This is a genomic window from Deinococcus aquaticus (assembly GCF_028622095.1).
GTDB classification, from domain to species: Bacteria; Deinococcota; Deinococci; order Deinococcales; family Deinococcaceae; genus Deinococcus; species Deinococcus aquaticus.
Genome location: NZ_CP115165.1, coordinates 3016580 through 3033488, shown reverse-complemented (window position 1 = coordinate 3033488; position 16909 = coordinate 3016580). Strand labels below are relative to the sequence as shown.

Genomic DNA, 16909 nt, shown 5'->3' with positions numbered 1-16909 from the left:
CCGCCGTTCGTGGTCGGGGGCGGGTCACTGTCTGTACACCGGCCCTGACCGGGAGTGGCAACGCCGGGACGGCGTGGTAAACTGCAAGCTGTCAGCAAGGCGTCAGCGTAAACCCCGGGCATTCTCGTTCATGCACCCCGGTTACCCGATCTCCAACCCCGGTCTCACGGGCGTTGGGCCACTCGCGGGTAAGAGTAGGGGCAAAGGTAGGCACACCATGGCAGAAGTCATCCTCGAGCACATCAACAAGCGCTACGGCAGCAAGCACCACGCGGTGAAGGATTTCAACCTGCACATCCAGGACCGTGAATTCATGGTCTTCGTCGGGCCGTCCGGCTGCGGGAAGTCCACCACGCTGCGCATGATCGCCGGCCTCGAAGACATCAGTGACGGCATCCTGAAGATCGGCGACCGCGTCGTGAACGACGTGCCGCCCAAGGACCGCGACATCGCCATGGTGTTCCAGAACTACGCCCTGTACCCGCACATGAACGTGTACGACAACATGGCTTTCGGCCTGAAGCTCCGCAAGACGCCCAAGGAAGAGATCGACAAGCGCGTGCGTGAAGCCGCCAAGATCCTCCAGATGGAGCACCTGCTGGGCCGCAAACCCAAGGAACTGTCCGGCGGTCAGCGTCAGCGCGTCGCGATGGGCCGCGCCATCGTGCGCGAGCCGAAAGTCTTCCTGATGGACGAGCCGCTCTCCAACCTGGACGCCAAACTGCGCGTCGAGATGCGCTCGCAGATCAGCCAGCTGCACCGCCGCCTGGGCGCAACCATCGTCTACGTGACGCACGATCAGGTCGAGGCCATGACGCTCGGCAACCGCATCGTCGTCATGCGCGACGGCGTGATCATGCAGGTCGATACGCCTATGAACCTCTACGATTTCCCGCAGAACAAGTTCGTGGCCGGCTTCATCGGCAGCCCCAGCATGAACTTCGTGACCGCCAAGATCCAGAACGGCGAGTTCGTGATCGGCCAGAACCGCGTGGCCCCCATGGGCCGCCTCGCGCAGAGCATCAAGGCGCACGAGGGCAAGGACGTGTTCATGGGCATCCGCCCCGAGCACGTGGGCGTGGTCGGCATGACCGACCTGCCCCACGGCACCAACGTCCTGAAAGGTCAGGTCGTGGTCGTCGAGCCGCTGGGCGCGCAGACCGACCTGATCATCGACGTGAACGGCCAGCACCTGACCGTGAAGGTCGAGGGACAGGCCACCGTGCTGCCCGGCGATCCCATCGAACTGCTGATCGACCAGACCCGCATGCACGCCTTCGACACCACCAGCGAGGACGCCATCGACCGTGGCACGCCCGCCGGTACGCGCGGTCAGGCGGACACCCCCGGCCTGGGCTACGAGTACGCCCACGCCGTCAGCGCCGACTGAGCACACCCCGCTCTGCTGAGAACGCGCCGCCCGGTCCCGTACCGGCGGCGCGTTCTCATGGCACCGGGCTGCGGCGCTCCCGGAGGTTCGGCGCGGACGGCTGCCGCGCGTTCTGTGCCCGGTGGGCGCGCACACCCGCAGCAGGTGTTTACCTGCCCTTCATGCGGCGCTAGACTCAGGCACCCATCACTGGACACCCCAGACTGCCCGGCCCGCCCCAGGCCGACAGTCCCAGTACCGGATAAGGAGCTCCCATGAAAAAAGCACTGCTGACCCTGACCGCCCTGGCCCTGCTCGCCACGACCGCACAGGCCCGCTCCTGGGAAGACATCAAGAAGTCCGGCACCATCAAGATCGCCACCGAGGGCGCCTTCCCGCCCTTCAACCTGCTCAAGGGCAAGGAACTGACCGGCTTCGAGGTTGATCTCGCCAATCAGCTCGCCAAGCAGCTGGGCCTGAAAGTCCAGTGGGTCACGCAGCCCTTCGACAGCCTGCTGATCGGGTTGCAGCAGGACCGGTACGACTTCGTGATCGCCAGCCACGGCATCACGCCCGAGCGGGCCAAGGCTGTGGACTTCAGCAACCCGCACTACTGCACGGGCGGCGCGATCGTCAGCCGGGTCGGCGGACCCAAGACGGCCGCTGACCTGAAGGGCAAGACCGTGGCCGTGCAGGTCGGCACTACCTACCTGGACAACGTGCGCAAGGTGCCGGGCGTGAAGGACGTCAAGACCTTCCCCAAGGACACCGACGCGCAGGCCGCGCTGATGGCGGGCCGCGTGGACGCCTGGGTGGGCGACAAGTTCACCGGCCTGGACCTCGTAAAAGCCCAGAAGGGCAAACTGACCGCCGGGAGCCTGCTGTTCAACGAGCGCATCGGCATGGCCGTCAAGAAGGGCAACGCGGGCCTGCTGAAAGAACTGAACGCCGCGCTGACCAAGAGCCTCAGCGACGGCACGTACGCCAAGCTGAGCGGCCAGTACTTCGGTACGGACGTCCGCTGCCGCAACTGATACGGACTCCGATGGAATGGTTTGCAAGAACCGTTCCATCCGAGCGGATGCGAGTGGGAGCCCTGCGGATTCCGGGCGTGGAGTTGGCCACCCGGTGCCCTGCCGGGTTGTCAACGAAACAGACGGAATCCGTACGAGTGGGCAACTGAGCATTCTGCGCTGAGCTGCCGCTCCTGGCGGGACGCAGGCCCCTCCTGAGTGGGGGGCTGCGCTGTCTTGACCGGTCAGGTTTCCACTGGTCCGGCGGGTGTGCCATTATCTTTCAAATGCAGATCAGCTCGCTTTTTTTACCTGACCCTTCCTTCCGGAGGCTCCCTTGACGACTCCTGCCACCCCCCGGAATCAACCGCTCGGTCCCGGCGCGATCCTGCTGTGGCTGGTCGGTGCGGCCGCCGCGTTCCTGCTGCTGTTCTACCTGATCACGGTGATCCTGCGGCAGATGCCCGACCCGATCGGGCCGCGCGCCGACCTGTTCGTGGAGGGCGCGCAGATCACGCTGCAACTCACGGTCGTCAGCGGGCTGATTGGCCTGATCATCGGCGTGGTGGCGGGCATTCAGAAGACCAGCGCGTCGTGGCTGGTCCGCGCGCCCGCCAACCTGTTCGTGTGGTTGATTCGCGGGACGCCGCTGCTGATTCAGATTCTGTTCGTGTACAACGCCCTGCCGCCCATCCTGGCGGGCATCGGTCTGGACGTGCAACTGAACGAGTTCTGGTCGGCCGTGATCGCCCTGTCCCTGAACGTCGGGGCGTACAACGCCGAGGTGATCCGCGCCGGGATTCTGGCCATTCCGCGCGGGCAGACCGAAGCGGCCCGCAGTCTGGGCCTCAGCGGCGCGCAGACCATGCGGACGGTCGTGCTGCCGCAGGCGCTGCGGCTGGTCGTGCCGCCCCTGGTGAACAACCTCGTGGCGCTGCTCAAAGACTCCTCGCTGGCCTCCAGTATCGCGTTGCTGGAACTCACGCTGGCCGGTCAGCGGGTCAGTAGCGAGAGCTTCCTGCCAGTGCCGGTCCTGACGACTGTGGGGGCCGTGTACCTCGCCCTGACGACCGTGATGACCTTCTTCACCGATCAGCTGGAACGCCGCGTGAAGATCGCCACCCGCTGAACGATTCCCGCTCACAGACGAGGCACCGGACGCGTGATACGTCCGGTGCCTGTTTCTGATCTGCCTTCGGTGGCCGTGGTGCGGTCCGCGCAGGGGACAGGCGACCTACCGGCCGGAGTCGATGCTGCTGCCGCCCCGGTAGGCGGGCGTGGTCATCCAGTAGCGTTTCAGCCAGCGTTTGAACAGCGTGGCCAGCGGAATCGCCAGGATCGCGCCGGGCACCCCGGCGACAGCCAGACCGACCAGCAGCGCGATCAGGATGGCGGCCGGGCTCAGGCGCATGGTGCGGCCCATGATCAGCGGTCCCAGGACGTTGCCCTGCAACTGGTTGATGATGAAGTACAGCGCGGCCACCAGCCCGACTGTCAGCGCACCCTGCGAGATGGCCAGCAGCATGGGCACGGCGGCGGCCACCACGATGCCCACGTACGGCACGAGGCTCAGCAGGCCGCTCAGCAGGCCCAGCGCCAGCGCGTTCGGGACCCGCAGGGCCATCAGACCCGCCGTGGCCAGGACGGCGGTGCTGAGCATCAGCAGCAGTTGCCCGCGCAGGAACCCGCCGAAACTACTGCTCACGTCGTCCGACAGGCGCAGCAGCGTGGGCTGCCAGCGGCGCGGGAAGACCGTCAGGACACTGCGGCCCGCCCGGTCGTAATCCAGCATGAAGTACATGGCGAGCGTCACGATGAACCCCAGTTGCCCCAGCCAGCCCACCAGACTGGTCAGGGTACCCAGCACGTCCGGCCCGGCGTTCACCAGCCGTTCCAGCAGTGGGCCGGTGTTGGTGGTCAGGTTGGTGGTCTGCTCGTCGATGTACTTCGAGAGGCTGTCCTTGATGCCCTCGGCACCCTTGACGCTGTCCAGACGGTCCAGACCCGAACTGATGATGCCCTTGAGGTTCCGCGCGAGATCCGGAATGCCGTTGATCAGCCCGGTCACCTGAGAACTGACCGTCATGACCAGCAGCGTCGTGAGGGCGATGGTCACGGAAAGCAGCAGCAGGACGCCCACCATGCGGCTCACGCGGCGGCTTTCCAGCCACGACAGCAGCGGGTTCGCCAGGAACGCCAGGCCATACGCGGCGATGACGGTCACGGTCACACTGGCCAGCAGTTGCGAGCCCCACATCAGCGTCCGCAACGTGGCCAGCAGCAGCAGCAGGTAGGCGATCAGGCGGACGGGCGGCTGCGCCCACAGGGTCCGCAGCAGCTGCGGAACGTCGCGGGCGTCACGCCAGTCAGGCCGGGCCGGGCGTTCAGAGGAGGTGGGAGGGCGGGGCACGTTCACCTCATTATCCTGACACCGCGCCCCGCCACGCGAAACGCCCCGGCACGGTGGGCGGGGCGTTTCAGCTTGGGTATTCCTTGAGGGACCCCTGATCGGGCGGAGCAGATCAGGCGCGGCGGCTCATGCGGATTCCGTCTGTTCCGTTAACAACCCGGAGGGGCACCGGGTTGCCAACTCCACGCCCGGAATCCTCTTTGCTCCTGCTTGCTCCGCTCGGGTTGAAAGGTTTTGCAAACCTTTCAACCGGAGTCCGTATCAGGCGGCGTTGAGTGTGGCCGGCGGCTCGGAGCGGCTGCCCGCCTTCTGCCAGAAGTACACGGCGGCAATCAGCGCCAGCGCGGTCAGGTTCCACACGATCTGCGTGGGAATGATCAGAATGAACGACGCGATCAGCAGCAGCAGCATCTGCACCGGGTTGGTCTTGCGGTGCAGGAAGCGCATGGTGGCCGCGCTGAACGCCACCAGCCCGATGAACGCGAAGATCACCATGAAGACCGCCTCCCCGAACGGCACCCCGTTCAGGCGGCCGTTCGCGATCAGCAGCAGCTGCGGGTTGAAGAACATCATGTACGCCAGCAGCGCGGTGCGCAGCTCGTACTTGAAGGCCTGCACGCCGGTCGCGACCGGGTTCCCGCCGCTGATGGCGGCCGCCGCGAACGCCGCCAGCGCCACCGGGGGCGTGCTGTCGGCCATGATCCCGAAGTAGAACACGAACATGTGCACGGGCAGCATCTGCGCCGGGTTGCTGGTATCCAGGCCCGCGACCTTCGCGATGATCGGGACGATCAGGGCGCTCATCAGGATGTAGTTCGCGGTGGTGGGCAGACCCATGCCCAGAATCAGGGCGATCAGCTGCGCCATGAACAGCACCACCAGCACGGACGCGAACGTCGCCACCTGCGGCCCCGCGAAGGCCATCAGGGAGCGCACGCCGTCGCTGGCCAGCTGCACGATGTCCGCCAGTCCGAAGCCCAGGCCCGTGATGGTCACGATGCCCACGATGATCCCGGCGGCGGCCGTGGCAATGGCAATGCCGATCATGGAGCGCGCGCCGCTCTCGAAAGCCTCGATCAGTTTGCGGCCGCCGTCCAGCAGGCCCCGGCCCGGGCCGCGACCGTCACGCGCGGCGAAGAAGGCTTCCTGCACGAACATCATGACCATCATCATGAAGATGGTGTTCAGCGCCACGCGTTCCGGGGTGGCCTCCGGGTTGATGGTCAGCGTGCCGATCAGGTACCCCAGCGGCAGCAGGTAGTACCAGCCGGACAGCAGCGTCTGACGCACGCGCGGCAACTCGCTCTTCGGCAGGCCCCGCAGGTTCAGTTTCAGCGCCTCGATGTGCGTGACGACCAGCAGCGCCCCGTAACACAGGAACGCCGGGATGGCCGCCGCCAGGATCAGACTGCGGTACTCGATGTTCAGGTTCTGCGCCATGATGAACGCCGCCGCGCCCATCACGGGCGGCATCAGCTGGCCGTTGCTGGAGCTGGCGACCTCGATGGCCCCGGCCTTCTCGGCGCTGTACCCCACGCGTTTCATGGTGCCGATGGTGATGTTCCCGCCGGTCACGACGTTACTGACCGCCGAACCCGAGATGATGCCGTTCAGGGCGCTGCTCAGCACGCTGGCCTTGGCCGGACCACCCCGGAACCCGCCCAGCAGGCCCTGCGCGACGTTCATGAACCACTCGCCGGCCCCCAGCTTGTCGAAGATCGCGCCGAACAGCACGAACAGGAACACGATCTGTGCCGAGACGCCGATGGCCGTCCCGAAGATGCCCTCGGTGTTAGCAAACAGTTGCCCCACCACCTGCGGCCACGTCTGCCCGGCGTGCAGTTGCAGTTGCGGTCCCAGGTCGCCCCGGATCAGGCCGCGCGGGCCGGTCAGGGCGTACAGCATGAACACGCCCGCCACGATCGGCATGGCAATCCCGATGGTGCGCCACGCGGCCAGCATCAGCAGGATCACCATGCCGCTGCCCACCCACACGTCCGGGGTGGTCAGGGTGCCGCCCTGCTCGCCAGCAATGTTCGGGTACCGCGCAATCAGGTAGACGGCCGTCGCGGTCGCGCCGATGCCCAGAATCCAGTCGTACCAGGGCACGCGCGTCTGCGGGCGGCCCGGCGTCTTCCGGAACGGGAACACCAGGTACGCCAGCGCAAACGCGAACGCCAGGTGCGTGGCCCGCAGGGTCAGGGTGTCGATGTCCCCGACCTGCGCGGCGTACATCTGGTACACGCACCACGCGACGGCCAGCAGCGTCACCAGCCACTTCTGGGCCCCCTGAAGTTTCCGGCCGCCGGTCTCGGCCGCCTCGACCATCTCGATGGCGCGGCGTTCCCCCTCGGTCATCTCGGTGCCGGGCGGTGTCAGGGTCGGGTCTGAACTGATGGGTCTGGTGGGATCACTCATGCGTCTGGGGTTCTCCTTGAACAGAAATGGCCCGGACCGGGGTCTGCGGGTGCGCCGGTGCGGGAATTGGCGGGCGGGAATCAAGGTGTGGGGCCAGCCCGATCATGTCACGGCTGGCCCCGGCTGTTCCGGTTCAGGACGCCTCGCCCCGGACCGGAGTGCCTGCACTCACTTGACGTTCAGGCCTTTTTCCTTGAAGAACTTCACGGCGCCCGGGTGCAGCGGCGCGGGCAGACCCTTGACGGCCTTGGCGTAACTGAAGTTGGTGGCCAGGCTGGGGTGAATGGCCTTCAGGTCGGCCTCGTTGTCGAAGATGCCCTTCATGGCCTTGTAGATGGCGTCCTCGCTCATGGCGGTGCTGGTGACCAGCGTGGCCTGCACGGCGACGCTGGGCACGGTCGCGCCGATGCCCTTGTAGCTCTTGGCGGGAATGTTGTACCGCACGTAGAAGGGGTACTTCTTGAGCAGGCTGCTGGCCTGGTTCCCGCTGACCGGGACCATGTTCACGTCCACGGTCTGCGCGATCTGCGCGATGGCGCTGGCGCCCACGCCCACGGTGTAGAACAGCGCGTCGGCGCGCTTGTCCTGCATCAGGCTGATGCCCTGGGCGGGCGAGACGCGCAGCGCCTGCCCCAGGTCGTCGAAGCCCAGGCCGTACGCTTCCATGACCTGCTTGGCGGTCAGCTCCGTGCCGGAGCCCAGGTCACCGATGACCACGCGCTTGCCTTTCAGGTCCGCGATGGTCTTGATGCCGCTGTCCTTGCGCGCCACGACGTGCAGCACCTCGGGGTACAGGACGGCCATGGTGCGCAGTTTGCTGTTCGCCTTGCCCTGGAACGCCTGGAGGCCCGTGCCCTTGTACGCGTAGTACACGACGTCGTTCTGCGCGACGGCCGCGTCGAGTTCCCCGCTGGCGATGGCGCTCATGTTGAACACGCTGCCGCCGGTCGAGCGGGCGTTGGCGCGCACGCCGCTGCCGGCGTCGTTGAGCATCTTGGCCATGCCGGTCGCGACCGGGAAGTACACGCCGGTGGTGCTGCCCGACCCGATGGTCAGGAAGGTGGTGCCCTGGGCGAGGGCGGCGGCGGCCGTACCGAGAACGAGAACAGCGGTCAGCTGACGGGTGCTTTTCTTCATGGGAACTCCTGTTTTGAAAGGTTCGGCGGCCTGCAGGCAGCCTGAACCGCGCGTGAGAATAGAGGTCATCCTAGCATGCAGGCCTGATAAACAGTTGACGGCGCCGCCTTCTAACGGACCGGGCGGGTTTCGTACAGAGGATCGCCCACCCGTCAACGAAACCCGCCGGGCCGCCTTTCGAAACCTGGGCGCGGCGACACCCGGGTGCGGCCCGTGGCAGGCACGGAGCGTGTGGACCGCGCCCGCCCAGCACAGCCCAGCACAAGCACAGCCCGGCCCAGTCCTGTCACGCCCGGCGGGCGGACGGTAGACTGCCTGCATGACGCATTCCTCCCCGTCCCTCAGTAAAGAAGCTGCCGGCCCGGCCCCCCTGCCCGGTCAGACCCGCGCGCCCGCCGGGCAGAAGGACGGACCGCCCATCATCGACGCGCAGAACGTCCAGAAGCACTTCGGCACCTTCCACGCGCTGCGGGGCGTGAACCTGACCGTACAGCCCGGCGAGGTCGTGGTGATCATCGGCCCCAGCGGCAGCGGCAAGAGCACCTTCATCCGCACCATCAACGCCCTCGACGCGCACGACGGCGGTACCATCACCGTGGACGGCATCCCCCTGAACGGCAAGGGCAACCTGGACGCCATCCGCCGCGAGGTCGGCATGGTCTTCCAGTCGTTCAACCTGTTCCCGCACCTGACCGTCCTGGAGAACATCACGCTGGCCCCCACCCGCGTCCGCAAGGCCACCAGGGCCGACGCCGACAAACGCGGCCTGGACCTGCTGCGCCGCGTGGGCATCGAGGAGCAGGCGCACAAGTACCCGGCGCAACTGTCCGGCGGGCAGCAGCAGCGCGTGGCGATTGCCCGCGCCCTGGCCATGGACCCCAAGGTGATGCTGTTCGACGAGCCCACCAGCGCCCTGGACCCCGAGATGATCAAGGAGGTGCTGGACGTCATGAAGGAACTGGCGCGCACCGGCATGACCATGCTGGTCGTCACGCACGAGATGGGCTTCGCGCGTGAGGTCGCCGACCGCATCCTGTTCTTCGACCAGGGCAACATCGTGGAGGACACCACGCCCGAGAACTTCTACCAGAACCCGCAGCACGACCGCGCCAAGCAGTTCCTGAGCAAGATTCTGGACCACTGATACGGACTCCGATTGAATGGTTTGCGAAAACCGGTCAATCCGAGCGGATGTGCGAGCAGGAGCGAAACAGACGGAGTCCGTATGAGCTTCGGTTGAACCGTCCACGGAAACGGTCAACCGGAGGGGGGAGGGGGGCCGGATGACTGGCTGGCTTCCGGTCAGGCCTACGCGTCGCGGCGCAGTTTCCCGCACTGCCACCACGCGGCGGCGCACAGCAGGCCGCTGACCGCGAACACGGGCGTGTACCCGACCCGGTCGGCCAGCAGTCCCCCGATCACCGGGGTGAACAGGGCCGCGCCGACCAGGGTGTTCAGCGTGCCGATGTAGCGGCTGCGGGCGTCCTCGGGCGCGATGTTCAGCAGGTGATTGGTGTGCCCCAGGTTGAAGCCCTGCGTGGCCACGCTGGACAGCACGAACACCCCCAGGTACGCCCAGGCGTTCAGGCCCAGTGCGCCGACCGCGATGGCGTACAGCGGGGCCAGACCGTAGAACACGCTGGCGTAGCGGATGATGCGCCGCGAGCCCTTGCGCTCGGCCACGCGCTGCCACACCACGTTCGACAGGGGGGCCGCGCCGGTCAGGGCCATCACGAACACGCCCAGCGTGGCGGCCGGGTAGTTCAATTCCCGCAGGGCGTTCACGGCGAAGAACGGTTCGCTCATGCTGGCGGCCGCCAGCAGCAGGCGCACGATCAGGAACGCCCGGAAGTGCGGGTCGCGCAGCGTGGCGGGAATGGCGCGGAACTCCGCGCGGGTGCCCTGCCGCGCCAGGGGCGGATCGGCGGGCTCCGTGACCAGTCCGAACACCCAGTACCCGAACGTGAACGCCGCCGTGCCCAGCGCGAAGATCAGCGCGTAATTCAGCGGGAACGGCAGGTCCGACGCCAGAATCCAGCGGACCAGCAGGCCCGCCCCGAACGCCAGCAGGCCGCCGTACAGGTTGCGCGTCCCGAAAAAACGCGGGCGGCGCGCGGACGGTACCGTTTTGCTGACCACTTCCAGGAACGGCAGGCCGGACACGCCGGACGCCAGGGCGTTCAGTAGCATGGCCAGCACGAACAGCGTCAGGCACAGCGCCGGGCTGTCCGTCAGCAGGGCCGCGATCAGGACCATCGCCACGTACGTGCCGGTCCGGACGAGCGCTGCCGACCGGTACACCGGTAACTTGAACGGCAGGCTACGGACCCGCGCGGCCACCAGCAGTTGCGGCAGCATCCACCCGCCCGCCGCGATGGCCGGCAGCAGCCCGATCACCCAGTTGGGCGCGCCCAGCCGCGCGGCAAAGCCCACGACGACGACCGACACGTTCAGGAACCCGTCTCCGGTGAATACCGCCCAGCCGTTCAGGATGCCCAGCCGTTCGTTCCGGTCCCAGGCGCGGAAAGAGGCAGGCGTCATGAGCGGCATTATCCGCGCCGCACGCCGCCCGGCCGCCGGGCCAGCCGGAAGCGGTTCCGCATGCCAGGACAGCCCGGCAGGGGCACGTCAGCGGTCAGTGTGTCGGCGGCCGACCCGTCCCGGTTTCAGCTGCCCGGCAGACGCAGGATGCCTTCGAGCGCGTTGTAAGCCTCCGGGCGGGCCAGGAACACCAGTTCGTCCTGCGCGGTCAGGCGCAGTTCCGGGCGGGGCAGGCGCACCGAGCCGTCCCGGACGATCCCGACCACCTCCACACCCGGCGGAAGGCTCAGGATGCTCAGGCGCGCGCCGCGCCAGCTGGGCGGCACGACCCGGCGGTACAGTTCGCGCTCGGCGGTGGGGGCGGGCAGCAGGTCGCCGTCCACCGGCAGGTCCGGGCTGAGGGCGTCCGGCTGGGTGGCCGGGGCGTCCTGCGGCGCGTCGAACGGCACGCCGGGCTGCCCGGCCGTGGGCCGGCGCGAGATGAACCGCACGGAGTCCGGCAGCCACGCCGGCCCGGCATGCACGGCGCTGTCCCGCCGGGCCTGAAGCTGCGACGGAACGATTCCGCTCGTGCCGCTCAGGACGTGCGCCACGCCACTGGCGACCAGCGCCACGGGCAGCAGCGTGTCGCCGCCCCACGCGACGGCCAGTAGCGTGGCGGCCAGCGGCACGTTCAGCGTGACCGTCAGGAACGCGACCGCCCCGACCATGCTGCCGGTGGCGGTATCCACGCCCAGCAGGCTGCTCAGGCCCGCGCCCAGCAGGCCGCCCACACCCACCGACGGCAGCACCCCGCCGCCCAGCGCGATCTGCGCGCCCAGCGCCAGCAGCAGCCAGCGCCACGCGCTCTGCCCCAGGCCCTCGGTGCCCATGAACCCGGCCGCGCTCAGCTGCACCCAGCCGCTCCCGTCGCCCAGCACGGCCGGCGTGCTGAAGACGGCGGCGGCCGCCGTGATCCCGCCGAAGATCAGGCCCAGCAGCGGCCGGAACCGCCCCTCGGACCACGCCTCAGGCACGACCCGGCACGCCAGCAGCGACAGCCAGCCCAGCAGCGTGGCCGCCAGCGCCACCAGCAGAAACGCCGGGAACTGCGTGCTGGCCGGCACCTGCACGTCCGGGAAGGCCAGCAGCGGCGCGAAGCCGAACGCCAGTCCGTACACGGCCGTCCCGGCCACGGCCGCCAGCACGCACGGCATGACCACCTCGAACTCGAACTCGAAGCGGCGGTACAGCACCTCGGCAATCAGGATCGCGGCGGCCAGCGGCGCGTGCAGCACCGCGCCCAGCGCCGCCGCCGCGCCCGCCAGGGTCAGCGTGCGGACCTCGACGGCGTCCAGGCGGGTCACGCGCTGCATCAGCCGCGCGCCCAGTTGCCCGGTCATGGTGAACGCCGAGTCCCGCCCGATCAGCAGGCCCGAGCCGTACGCCAGCAGGGTCGCCAGCAGCGTCCGCACCTGCACCAGCGGCCCCGGCCACTGCCCGCGCCCGTGGTAGCCGCGCACCAGTTGCGTCAGCGGGTCACCCAGCCGGGCGGGGACCAGCCACGCGTACAGCGCGCCCAGCAGCGGCAGCGCCAGCAGTCCCCACGGAGCGGCCGTTCCGAAGGCCATCATCAGGCCGCCCTCGCCGGTCGTGCCGGGCGGCGCGTAATCCGTGATCAGGGTGCCCAGCCGCACGGCGGCGTCCAGCGTAAGCCGCAGGATGATGCTCAGGCCCCCGACCAGGGCGCCCAGCAGCACGCTGAGCACCACCAGCCGCCCGGTTTCCAGGCGGTTGAGGACGGCGCGGGGCAGGGGAGAACGCATTACCCGCCATGCTAGAGCATTTGCCCGACCTGCACGCGCACCAGTGCGTGGCCGTATGCAGGGCGCACCGGTCGCCCACCCGGCACCTGCCGGGCAACATGAAGTCCGCCTTAACCCGCCGGGCCTCCACGCAGCGGCGCGGCGGCGCGTAAGATACACAGCGGTCGCCGGGAACGGCCCGCACCGTGCGGGACCGCCCACCCGGCCTGTAAAGGAGCTCATCATGGCTTACGAACTTCCCCAGCTGCCCTACGCCTACGACGCCCTCGAACCCCACATCGACGCGCGCACCATGGAAATCCACCACACCAAGCACCATCAGGCGTACGTGGACAACGCGAACAAGGCCCTCGAAGGCACCGAGTTTGCCAGCCTGAGCGTCGAGGAACTGATCACCAAACTCGATCAGGTGCCCGCCGACAAGAAAGGCGCGCTGCGCAACAACGCCGGCGGCCACGCCAACCACAGCCTGTTCTGGACCGTCATGGGCCCCCAGGCCAGCGGGCAACCCAGCGGTGAACTGGCCGACGCCATCAACGCCGCCTTCGGTTCCTTCGACGCCTTCAAGGAGAAGTTCGAGGACGCCGCCAAGACCCGCTTCGGCAGCGGCTGGGCTTGGCTGGTCGTCAAGGACGGCGCGCTGGCCGTCGTGAGCACCGCCAACCAGGACAGCCCCCTGATGGGCGAGGCCGTCGCTGGCGTCAGCGGCACCCCCATCCTGGGCGTGGATGTGTGGGAACACGCCTACTACCTGAACTACCAGAACAAGCGCCCGGACTACCTGAAGGCCTTCTGGAACGTCGTGAACTGGGACGAAGTTGCGCGCCGCTACACCGCCGCGAAGTAACCTCTTCCCGGCATGACAGCGCCCCCGACCATCACGGTCGGGGGCGCTTGTCTGTGTGTATCAGACGGATTCCGTCTGTTTCGTTAACAACCCGGAACCACACCGGGTTGCCAACTCCACGCCCGGAACCCGTCCGGCTCCCACTCGCTCCGCTCGGGTTAAATGGTTTGTGCAAACCATTCAACCGGAGTCCGTATCAGACCCGGCGGGCCGCGCGGGCTTTCAGGACGGCCGGGACGATCAGGGCGGCCAGGACGGCCAGCAGGATGAAGACGGTCAGGGGGCTCTGCAGGAAGATGGTGGGGTTGCCGTTACTCTGCTGCAGCGCCGTGCGGAACTGACTTTCCGCGACCGGGCCGAGGATCACGCCGATGATGGCGGGCGTGACCGGAAAGTCGAAGCGGCGCATGCCGTACCCGATCACGCCGAAGATGGCGAGCAGGATCAGGTCGAACACGGAGTTGTTCAGGGAGTACACGCCGACCGTGGAGAACACCAGAATCCCGGCGTACAGGAACGGGCGGGGAATCAGCAGCAGTCGCGCCCACACGGGAGCGAGCGGCAGGTTCAGGGCCAGCAGCATGACGTTCCCGATGTACAGGCTGGCGATCAGGCCCCACACGAGGTCGCCGTTCGTGACGAACAGCAGCGGGCCCGGTTGCAGGCCGTACTGCTGGAACGCGGCGAGCAGGATGGCGGCGGTGGCGCTGGTGGGCAGGCCCAGCGTCAGCAGCGGCACGAGCACGCCCGCCGCGCTGGCGTTGTTCGCGGCTTCCGGCCCGGCGACGCCCTCGATGGCGCCCTTGCCGAATTCTTCCGGGTGCTTGCTCAGGCGGCGTTCCAGGGTGTACGACAGGAACGTGGGAATCTCGGCGCCGCCGGCGGGAATCGCGCCGAACGGGAAGCCCAGGGCCGTGCCGCGCAGCCAGGGTTTCCAGGAGCGCCGCCAGTCTTCACGGGTCATGCTGGCGTTGCCATCCAGTTTGATGACGCTGGCCTTGTCCTTGCGCAGGCGGCTGGCGACGAACAGCGTTTCGCCCACGGCGAACAGGCCGATCACGACCGTGACGAACTCGATGCCGTCGAGCAGTTCCGGGCGGCCCAGCGTGAAGCGCGCCTGCCCGCTCTGCAGGTCCGTGCCGACCAGCCCGATGGTCAGGCCGAAGAACAGGCTGATCAGGCCGCGCAGTGGGGAGTTCCCGAAGGTGGCGCTGATGGTCACGAACGCGAGCATGATCAGCGCGAACTTGGCGCTGGGCGGAATCATGACAGCCACGTTGGCAATGGCGGGCGCGGCGAAGGTCAGCAGGATGGTGCCGATGGTTCCAGCCACGAACGACCCGATGGCGGCCGTGGCCAGAGCGGCGGCCGCACGCCCCTTGCGGGCCATCTTGTTGCCTTCGAGCGCCGTGATGATCGAACTGCTCTCGCCGGGCGTGTTCAGCAGGATGCTGGTGGTGCTGCCGCCAAACATGCCGCCGTAGTAGATCCCGGCGAACATGATGAACGCACTCACGGGCGGTAGTTGCGCCGTGACGGGCAGCAGCAGCGCGACCGTCAGGGCCGGGCCGATGCCGGGCAGCACGCCCACCAGGGTACCCAGCGTCACGCCGATCAGCGCCCACAGCAGGTTCAGGGGCGTCAGGGCCGTCTCGAAACCCGCGAGCAGAGAGGTGACGGCCTCCATCACAGCACGCCCTTGAGAATGCCGGCCGGAAGGGTCAGGCCCAGGCCGCGCGTGAACACCACGTACGTGACGAGCGCCACGGCCAGCGCCACGCCCGCCAGCAGCGGCGCGCGCCGCTCACCGAACGCGAAGCCCACGCTGAAGTACATCAGGGCCGTGCCGATCACGAAACCCAGCGGTTGCAGCAGAGCGGCGCCCAGCAGGAACCCGCCCAGGATCAGGCCCGGCTGGCGAAGGTCGGGCTGGGCGTCCGGGTCGGTGTCCTCCTCGGCGGCCGGTTCGGCGCGGCCGCCGCGCAGGACGTTCACGGTCAGCAGGGCGCCCAGCAGCAGCGTGCCAACCGACACGATCAGCGGAAACACGCGCGGGCCGACCACGGCATTGATCCCGAAGGGAATCCGCAGCGTGCCAGCCAGCAGCAGCGCGCCCAGCAGGACGACGCCCAGCGCGACCAGCAGGTCCGGGACGCTCAGGCCGGGCCGCGCGGAAGGGGCCGCAGGAGCAGGTGGGATGGGGGGGACGGTGGAATCAGACATGAATCGAACCTCGTGTGGAGACCATGGATAAAGGAAGCAGGCACAGCAAGCCGGGCGGGGCGAAGGAAACTCGCCGCCGCCCGGACCGCTGAAAAAGTCGGTGTTACTTGACGTTATTTGACAAGGCCGATGTCTTTCAGGATCTCGCGGGTGCGGACCGCTTCGAGTTTCAGGAACACGTCGAACTTGCTGCCGCTCATGTACAGGTCCGTCCAGTTACGGGTCTTCAGGGTGTCCTTCCAGGCCTTGCTGGTGTGCAGTTTGTCCATGGCGCTGACCAGCGTGGCCTTCTGGCTGCCGCTGATGCCGGGAGGGGCGACGATGCCGCGCCAGTTGGCGAGGTCCACGTTGAAGCCCTGCGATTTCATGGTGGGCACCGGAATCCCGGCCTGCGCCTTGGGGGCGCTGATGCCCAGGGCGCGCAGCTTCCCGGCCTTGATCTGCGCCTCGAACTCGCCGTACCCGGCGACGCCCGCCGCGACCTGGTTGCCCAGCACGGCCGCCAGGGTCTCGCCGCCGCCGCTGAACGGCACGTAGTTCATCTTTTTGGTATCCACGCCCGCCGCCTTGGCGAACAGGCCGACCAGCATGTGGTCGGTGCCCCCGGCGCTGCCCCCGGCGAAGGCCAGGGCGTTGTTCGCTTTCCAGGCGGCTGCCAGGTCACCCAGCGTCTTGTAGGGGCTGCTGGCGGGCACCACGATGACCTCGTACTCGCCGGTCAGGCGGGCGATGGGTGTCACGCGGCTCAGGTCCACCTTGGAGCTGTTCGTCTGGATCGCGCCGACCATCACGAGGCCCATGGTCATCAGCAGGTTCCCGTCGCCCTTGCTGTTGTACAGCTGCGCCAGACCGATGGTGCCGCCCGCGCCGGGCACGTTGAACACCTGCACGGGCTTGGCGATGCCCTCGTCCTGCATGACGGTCTGGATGGCGCGGCTGGTCTGGTCCCAGCCGCCGCCGGGGCTGGCGGGGGCCATGACGCGCAGGTTCAGGTTCTGCGCGGCGGCGGGGGCGGCGGTACTCAGCAGGGCGGACAGGGCAAGGGCAGCAGTTTTCACGTTCATGGTGAACCTCCGGGGGGGTGGGCTGCCGCTCGGGTGGGCAGCCGGTCTGGGTTGTCAGTACCCGGCTACCCTACCCTCACGC

Annotated in this window: 13 protein-coding genes; 5 read left to right on the top strand and 8 right to left on the bottom strand. The window is 68.0% G+C overall.

Features of this window, described 5'->3' with window-relative positions; all coding sequences use genetic code 11:
• The first annotated feature begins 217 nt into the window (after positions 1-217).
• From M8445_RS14625 to M8445_RS14615, 3 genes are all read left to right on the top strand, one after another.
• On the top strand, positions 218-1390 hold the full coding sequence (locus M8445_RS14625; protein WP_273988684.1) for an ABC transporter ATP-binding protein: 1173 nt from the start codon (positions 218-220) through the stop codon (positions 1388-1390).
• Positions 1391-1644: 254 nt separating this feature from the next.
• On the top strand, positions 1645-2403 hold the full coding sequence (locus M8445_RS14620) for an ABC transporter substrate-binding protein (protein ID WP_273988682.1): 759 nt from the start codon (positions 1645-1647) through the stop codon (positions 2401-2403).
• Positions 2404-2719: 316 nt separating this feature from the next.
• Positions 2720-3511, top strand: coding sequence for an amino acid ABC transporter permease (locus M8445_RS14615; protein WP_273988681.1), 792 nt, complete (start codon positions 2720-2722; stop codon positions 3509-3511).
• 105 nt (positions 3512-3616) lie between these two features.
• On the opposite strand, the gene M8445_RS14610 is transcribed toward M8445_RS14615, so the two are convergent.
• The 3 genes from M8445_RS14610 to M8445_RS14600 form a co-directional block, all read right to left on the bottom strand.
• Entirely contained in the window at positions 3617-4792 is a 1176-nt protein-coding gene (locus M8445_RS14610; protein ID WP_273988680.1) for an AI-2E family transporter, read from the bottom strand.
• Between the two features lie 261 nt (positions 4793-5053).
• Positions 5054-7210 (bottom strand): TRAP transporter permease, encoded by a 2157-nt coding sequence (locus tag M8445_RS14605; RefSeq protein ID WP_273988679.1) that lies wholly within the window; start codon positions 7208-7210, stop codon positions 5054-5056.
• Between the two features lie 168 nt (positions 7211-7378).
• Positions 7379-8347, bottom strand: a complete 969-nt coding sequence (locus tag M8445_RS14600; RefSeq protein WP_273988677.1) for a TAXI family TRAP transporter solute-binding subunit — start codon at positions 8345-8347, stop codon at positions 7379-7381.
• A 319-nt stretch (positions 8348-8666) separates the two neighbouring features.
• Here M8445_RS14600 and M8445_RS14595 point away from each other — a divergent pair, with 319 nt between their 5' ends.
• The gene (locus M8445_RS14595; protein ID WP_273988676.1) at positions 8667-9491 is read left to right on the top strand and encodes an amino acid ABC transporter ATP-binding protein; all 825 of its coding nucleotides are present in this window, start codon (positions 8667-8669) and stop codon (positions 9489-9491) included.
• 164 nt (positions 9492-9655) lie between these two features.
• Here the strand turns inward: M8445_RS14595 and M8445_RS14590 are convergent, their stop codons facing one another.
• Together M8445_RS14590 and M8445_RS14585 are read right to left on the bottom strand one after the other, a co-directional pair.
• Complete coding sequence (locus tag M8445_RS14590; RefSeq protein WP_273988675.1) at positions 9656-10897, bottom strand: MFS transporter; 1242 nt, start codon at positions 10895-10897, stop codon at positions 9656-9658.
• A gap of 116 nt (positions 10898-11013) precedes the next feature.
• Positions 11014-12693 (bottom strand): chloride channel protein, encoded by a 1680-nt coding sequence (locus M8445_RS14585; protein WP_273988674.1) that lies wholly within the window; start codon positions 12691-12693, stop codon positions 11014-11016.
• A gap of 223 nt (positions 12694-12916) precedes the next feature.
• On the opposite strand from M8445_RS14585, the gene sodA reads away from it, so the two are divergent.
• The gene (gene sodA / locus M8445_RS14580; protein ID WP_273988673.1) at positions 12917-13540 is read left to right on the top strand and encodes a superoxide dismutase [Mn]; all 624 of its coding nucleotides are present in this window, start codon (positions 12917-12919) and stop codon (positions 13538-13540) included.
• Positions 13541-13736: 196 nt separating this feature from the next.
• Here the strand turns inward: sodA and M8445_RS14575 are convergent, their stop codons facing one another.
• The 3 genes from M8445_RS14575 to M8445_RS14565 form a co-directional block, all read right to left on the bottom strand.
• A complete protein-coding gene (locus tag M8445_RS14575; protein WP_273988671.1) occupies positions 13737-15227 on the bottom strand; it encodes a tripartite tricarboxylate transporter permease in 1491 nt (496 codons plus the stop codon).
• The gene (locus M8445_RS14570) at positions 15227-15763 is read right to left on the bottom strand and encodes a tripartite tricarboxylate transporter TctB family protein (RefSeq protein ID WP_273988669.1); all 537 of its coding nucleotides are present in this window, start codon (positions 15761-15763) and stop codon (positions 15227-15229) included. The genes M8445_RS14575 and M8445_RS14570 overlap by 1 nt, the downstream gene beginning before the upstream one ends.
• A 113-nt stretch (positions 15764-15876) precedes the next feature.
• Positions 15877-16827, bottom strand: coding sequence for a Bug family tripartite tricarboxylate transporter substrate binding protein (locus tag M8445_RS14565; protein WP_273988667.1), 951 nt, complete (start codon positions 16825-16827; stop codon positions 15877-15879).
• Positions 16828-16909 lie beyond the last annotated feature (82 nt).

Bases quoted from the DNA above. Each gene is read 5' to 3' on its own strand.
- M8445_RS14625 (WP_273988684.1), top strand. From the start codon at position 218: ATGGCAGAAGTCATCCTCGAGCACATCAACAAGCGCTACGGCAGCAAG.
- M8445_RS14620 (WP_273988682.1), top strand. From the start codon at position 1,645: ATGAAAAAAGCACTGCTGACCCTGACCGCCCTGGCCCTGCTCGCCACG.
- M8445_RS14605 (WP_273988679.1), bottom strand. From the start codon at position 7,210: ATGAGTGATCCCACCAGACCCATCAGTTCAGACCCGACCCTGACACCG.
- M8445_RS14600 (WP_273988677.1), bottom strand. From the start codon at position 8,347: ATGAAGAAAAGCACCCGTCAGCTGACCGCTGTTCTCGTTCTCGGTACG.
- M8445_RS14595 (WP_273988676.1), top strand. From the start codon at position 8,667: ATGACGCATTCCTCCCCGTCCCTCAGTAAAGAAGCTGCCGGCCCGGCC.
- M8445_RS14590 (WP_273988675.1), bottom strand. From the start codon at position 10,897: ATGCCGCTCATGACGCCTGCCTCTTTCCGCGCCTGGGACCGGAACGAA.
- M8445_RS14585 (WP_273988674.1), bottom strand. From the start codon at position 12,693: ATGCGTTCTCCCCTGCCCCGCGCCGTCCTCAACCGCCTGGAAACCGGG.
- sodA (WP_273988673.1), top strand. From the start codon at position 12,917: ATGGCTTACGAACTTCCCCAGCTGCCCTACGCCTACGACGCCCTCGAA.
- M8445_RS14575 (WP_273988671.1), bottom strand. From the start codon at position 15,227: ATGGAGGCCGTCACCTCTCTGCTCGCGGGTTTCGAGACGGCCCTGACG.
- M8445_RS14570 (WP_273988669.1), bottom strand. From the start codon at position 15,763: ATGTCTGATTCCACCGTCCCCCCCATCCCACCTGCTCCTGCGGCCCCT.
- M8445_RS14565 (WP_273988667.1), bottom strand. From the start codon at position 16,827: ATGAACGTGAAAACTGCTGCCCTTGCCCTGTCCGCCCTGCTGAGTACC.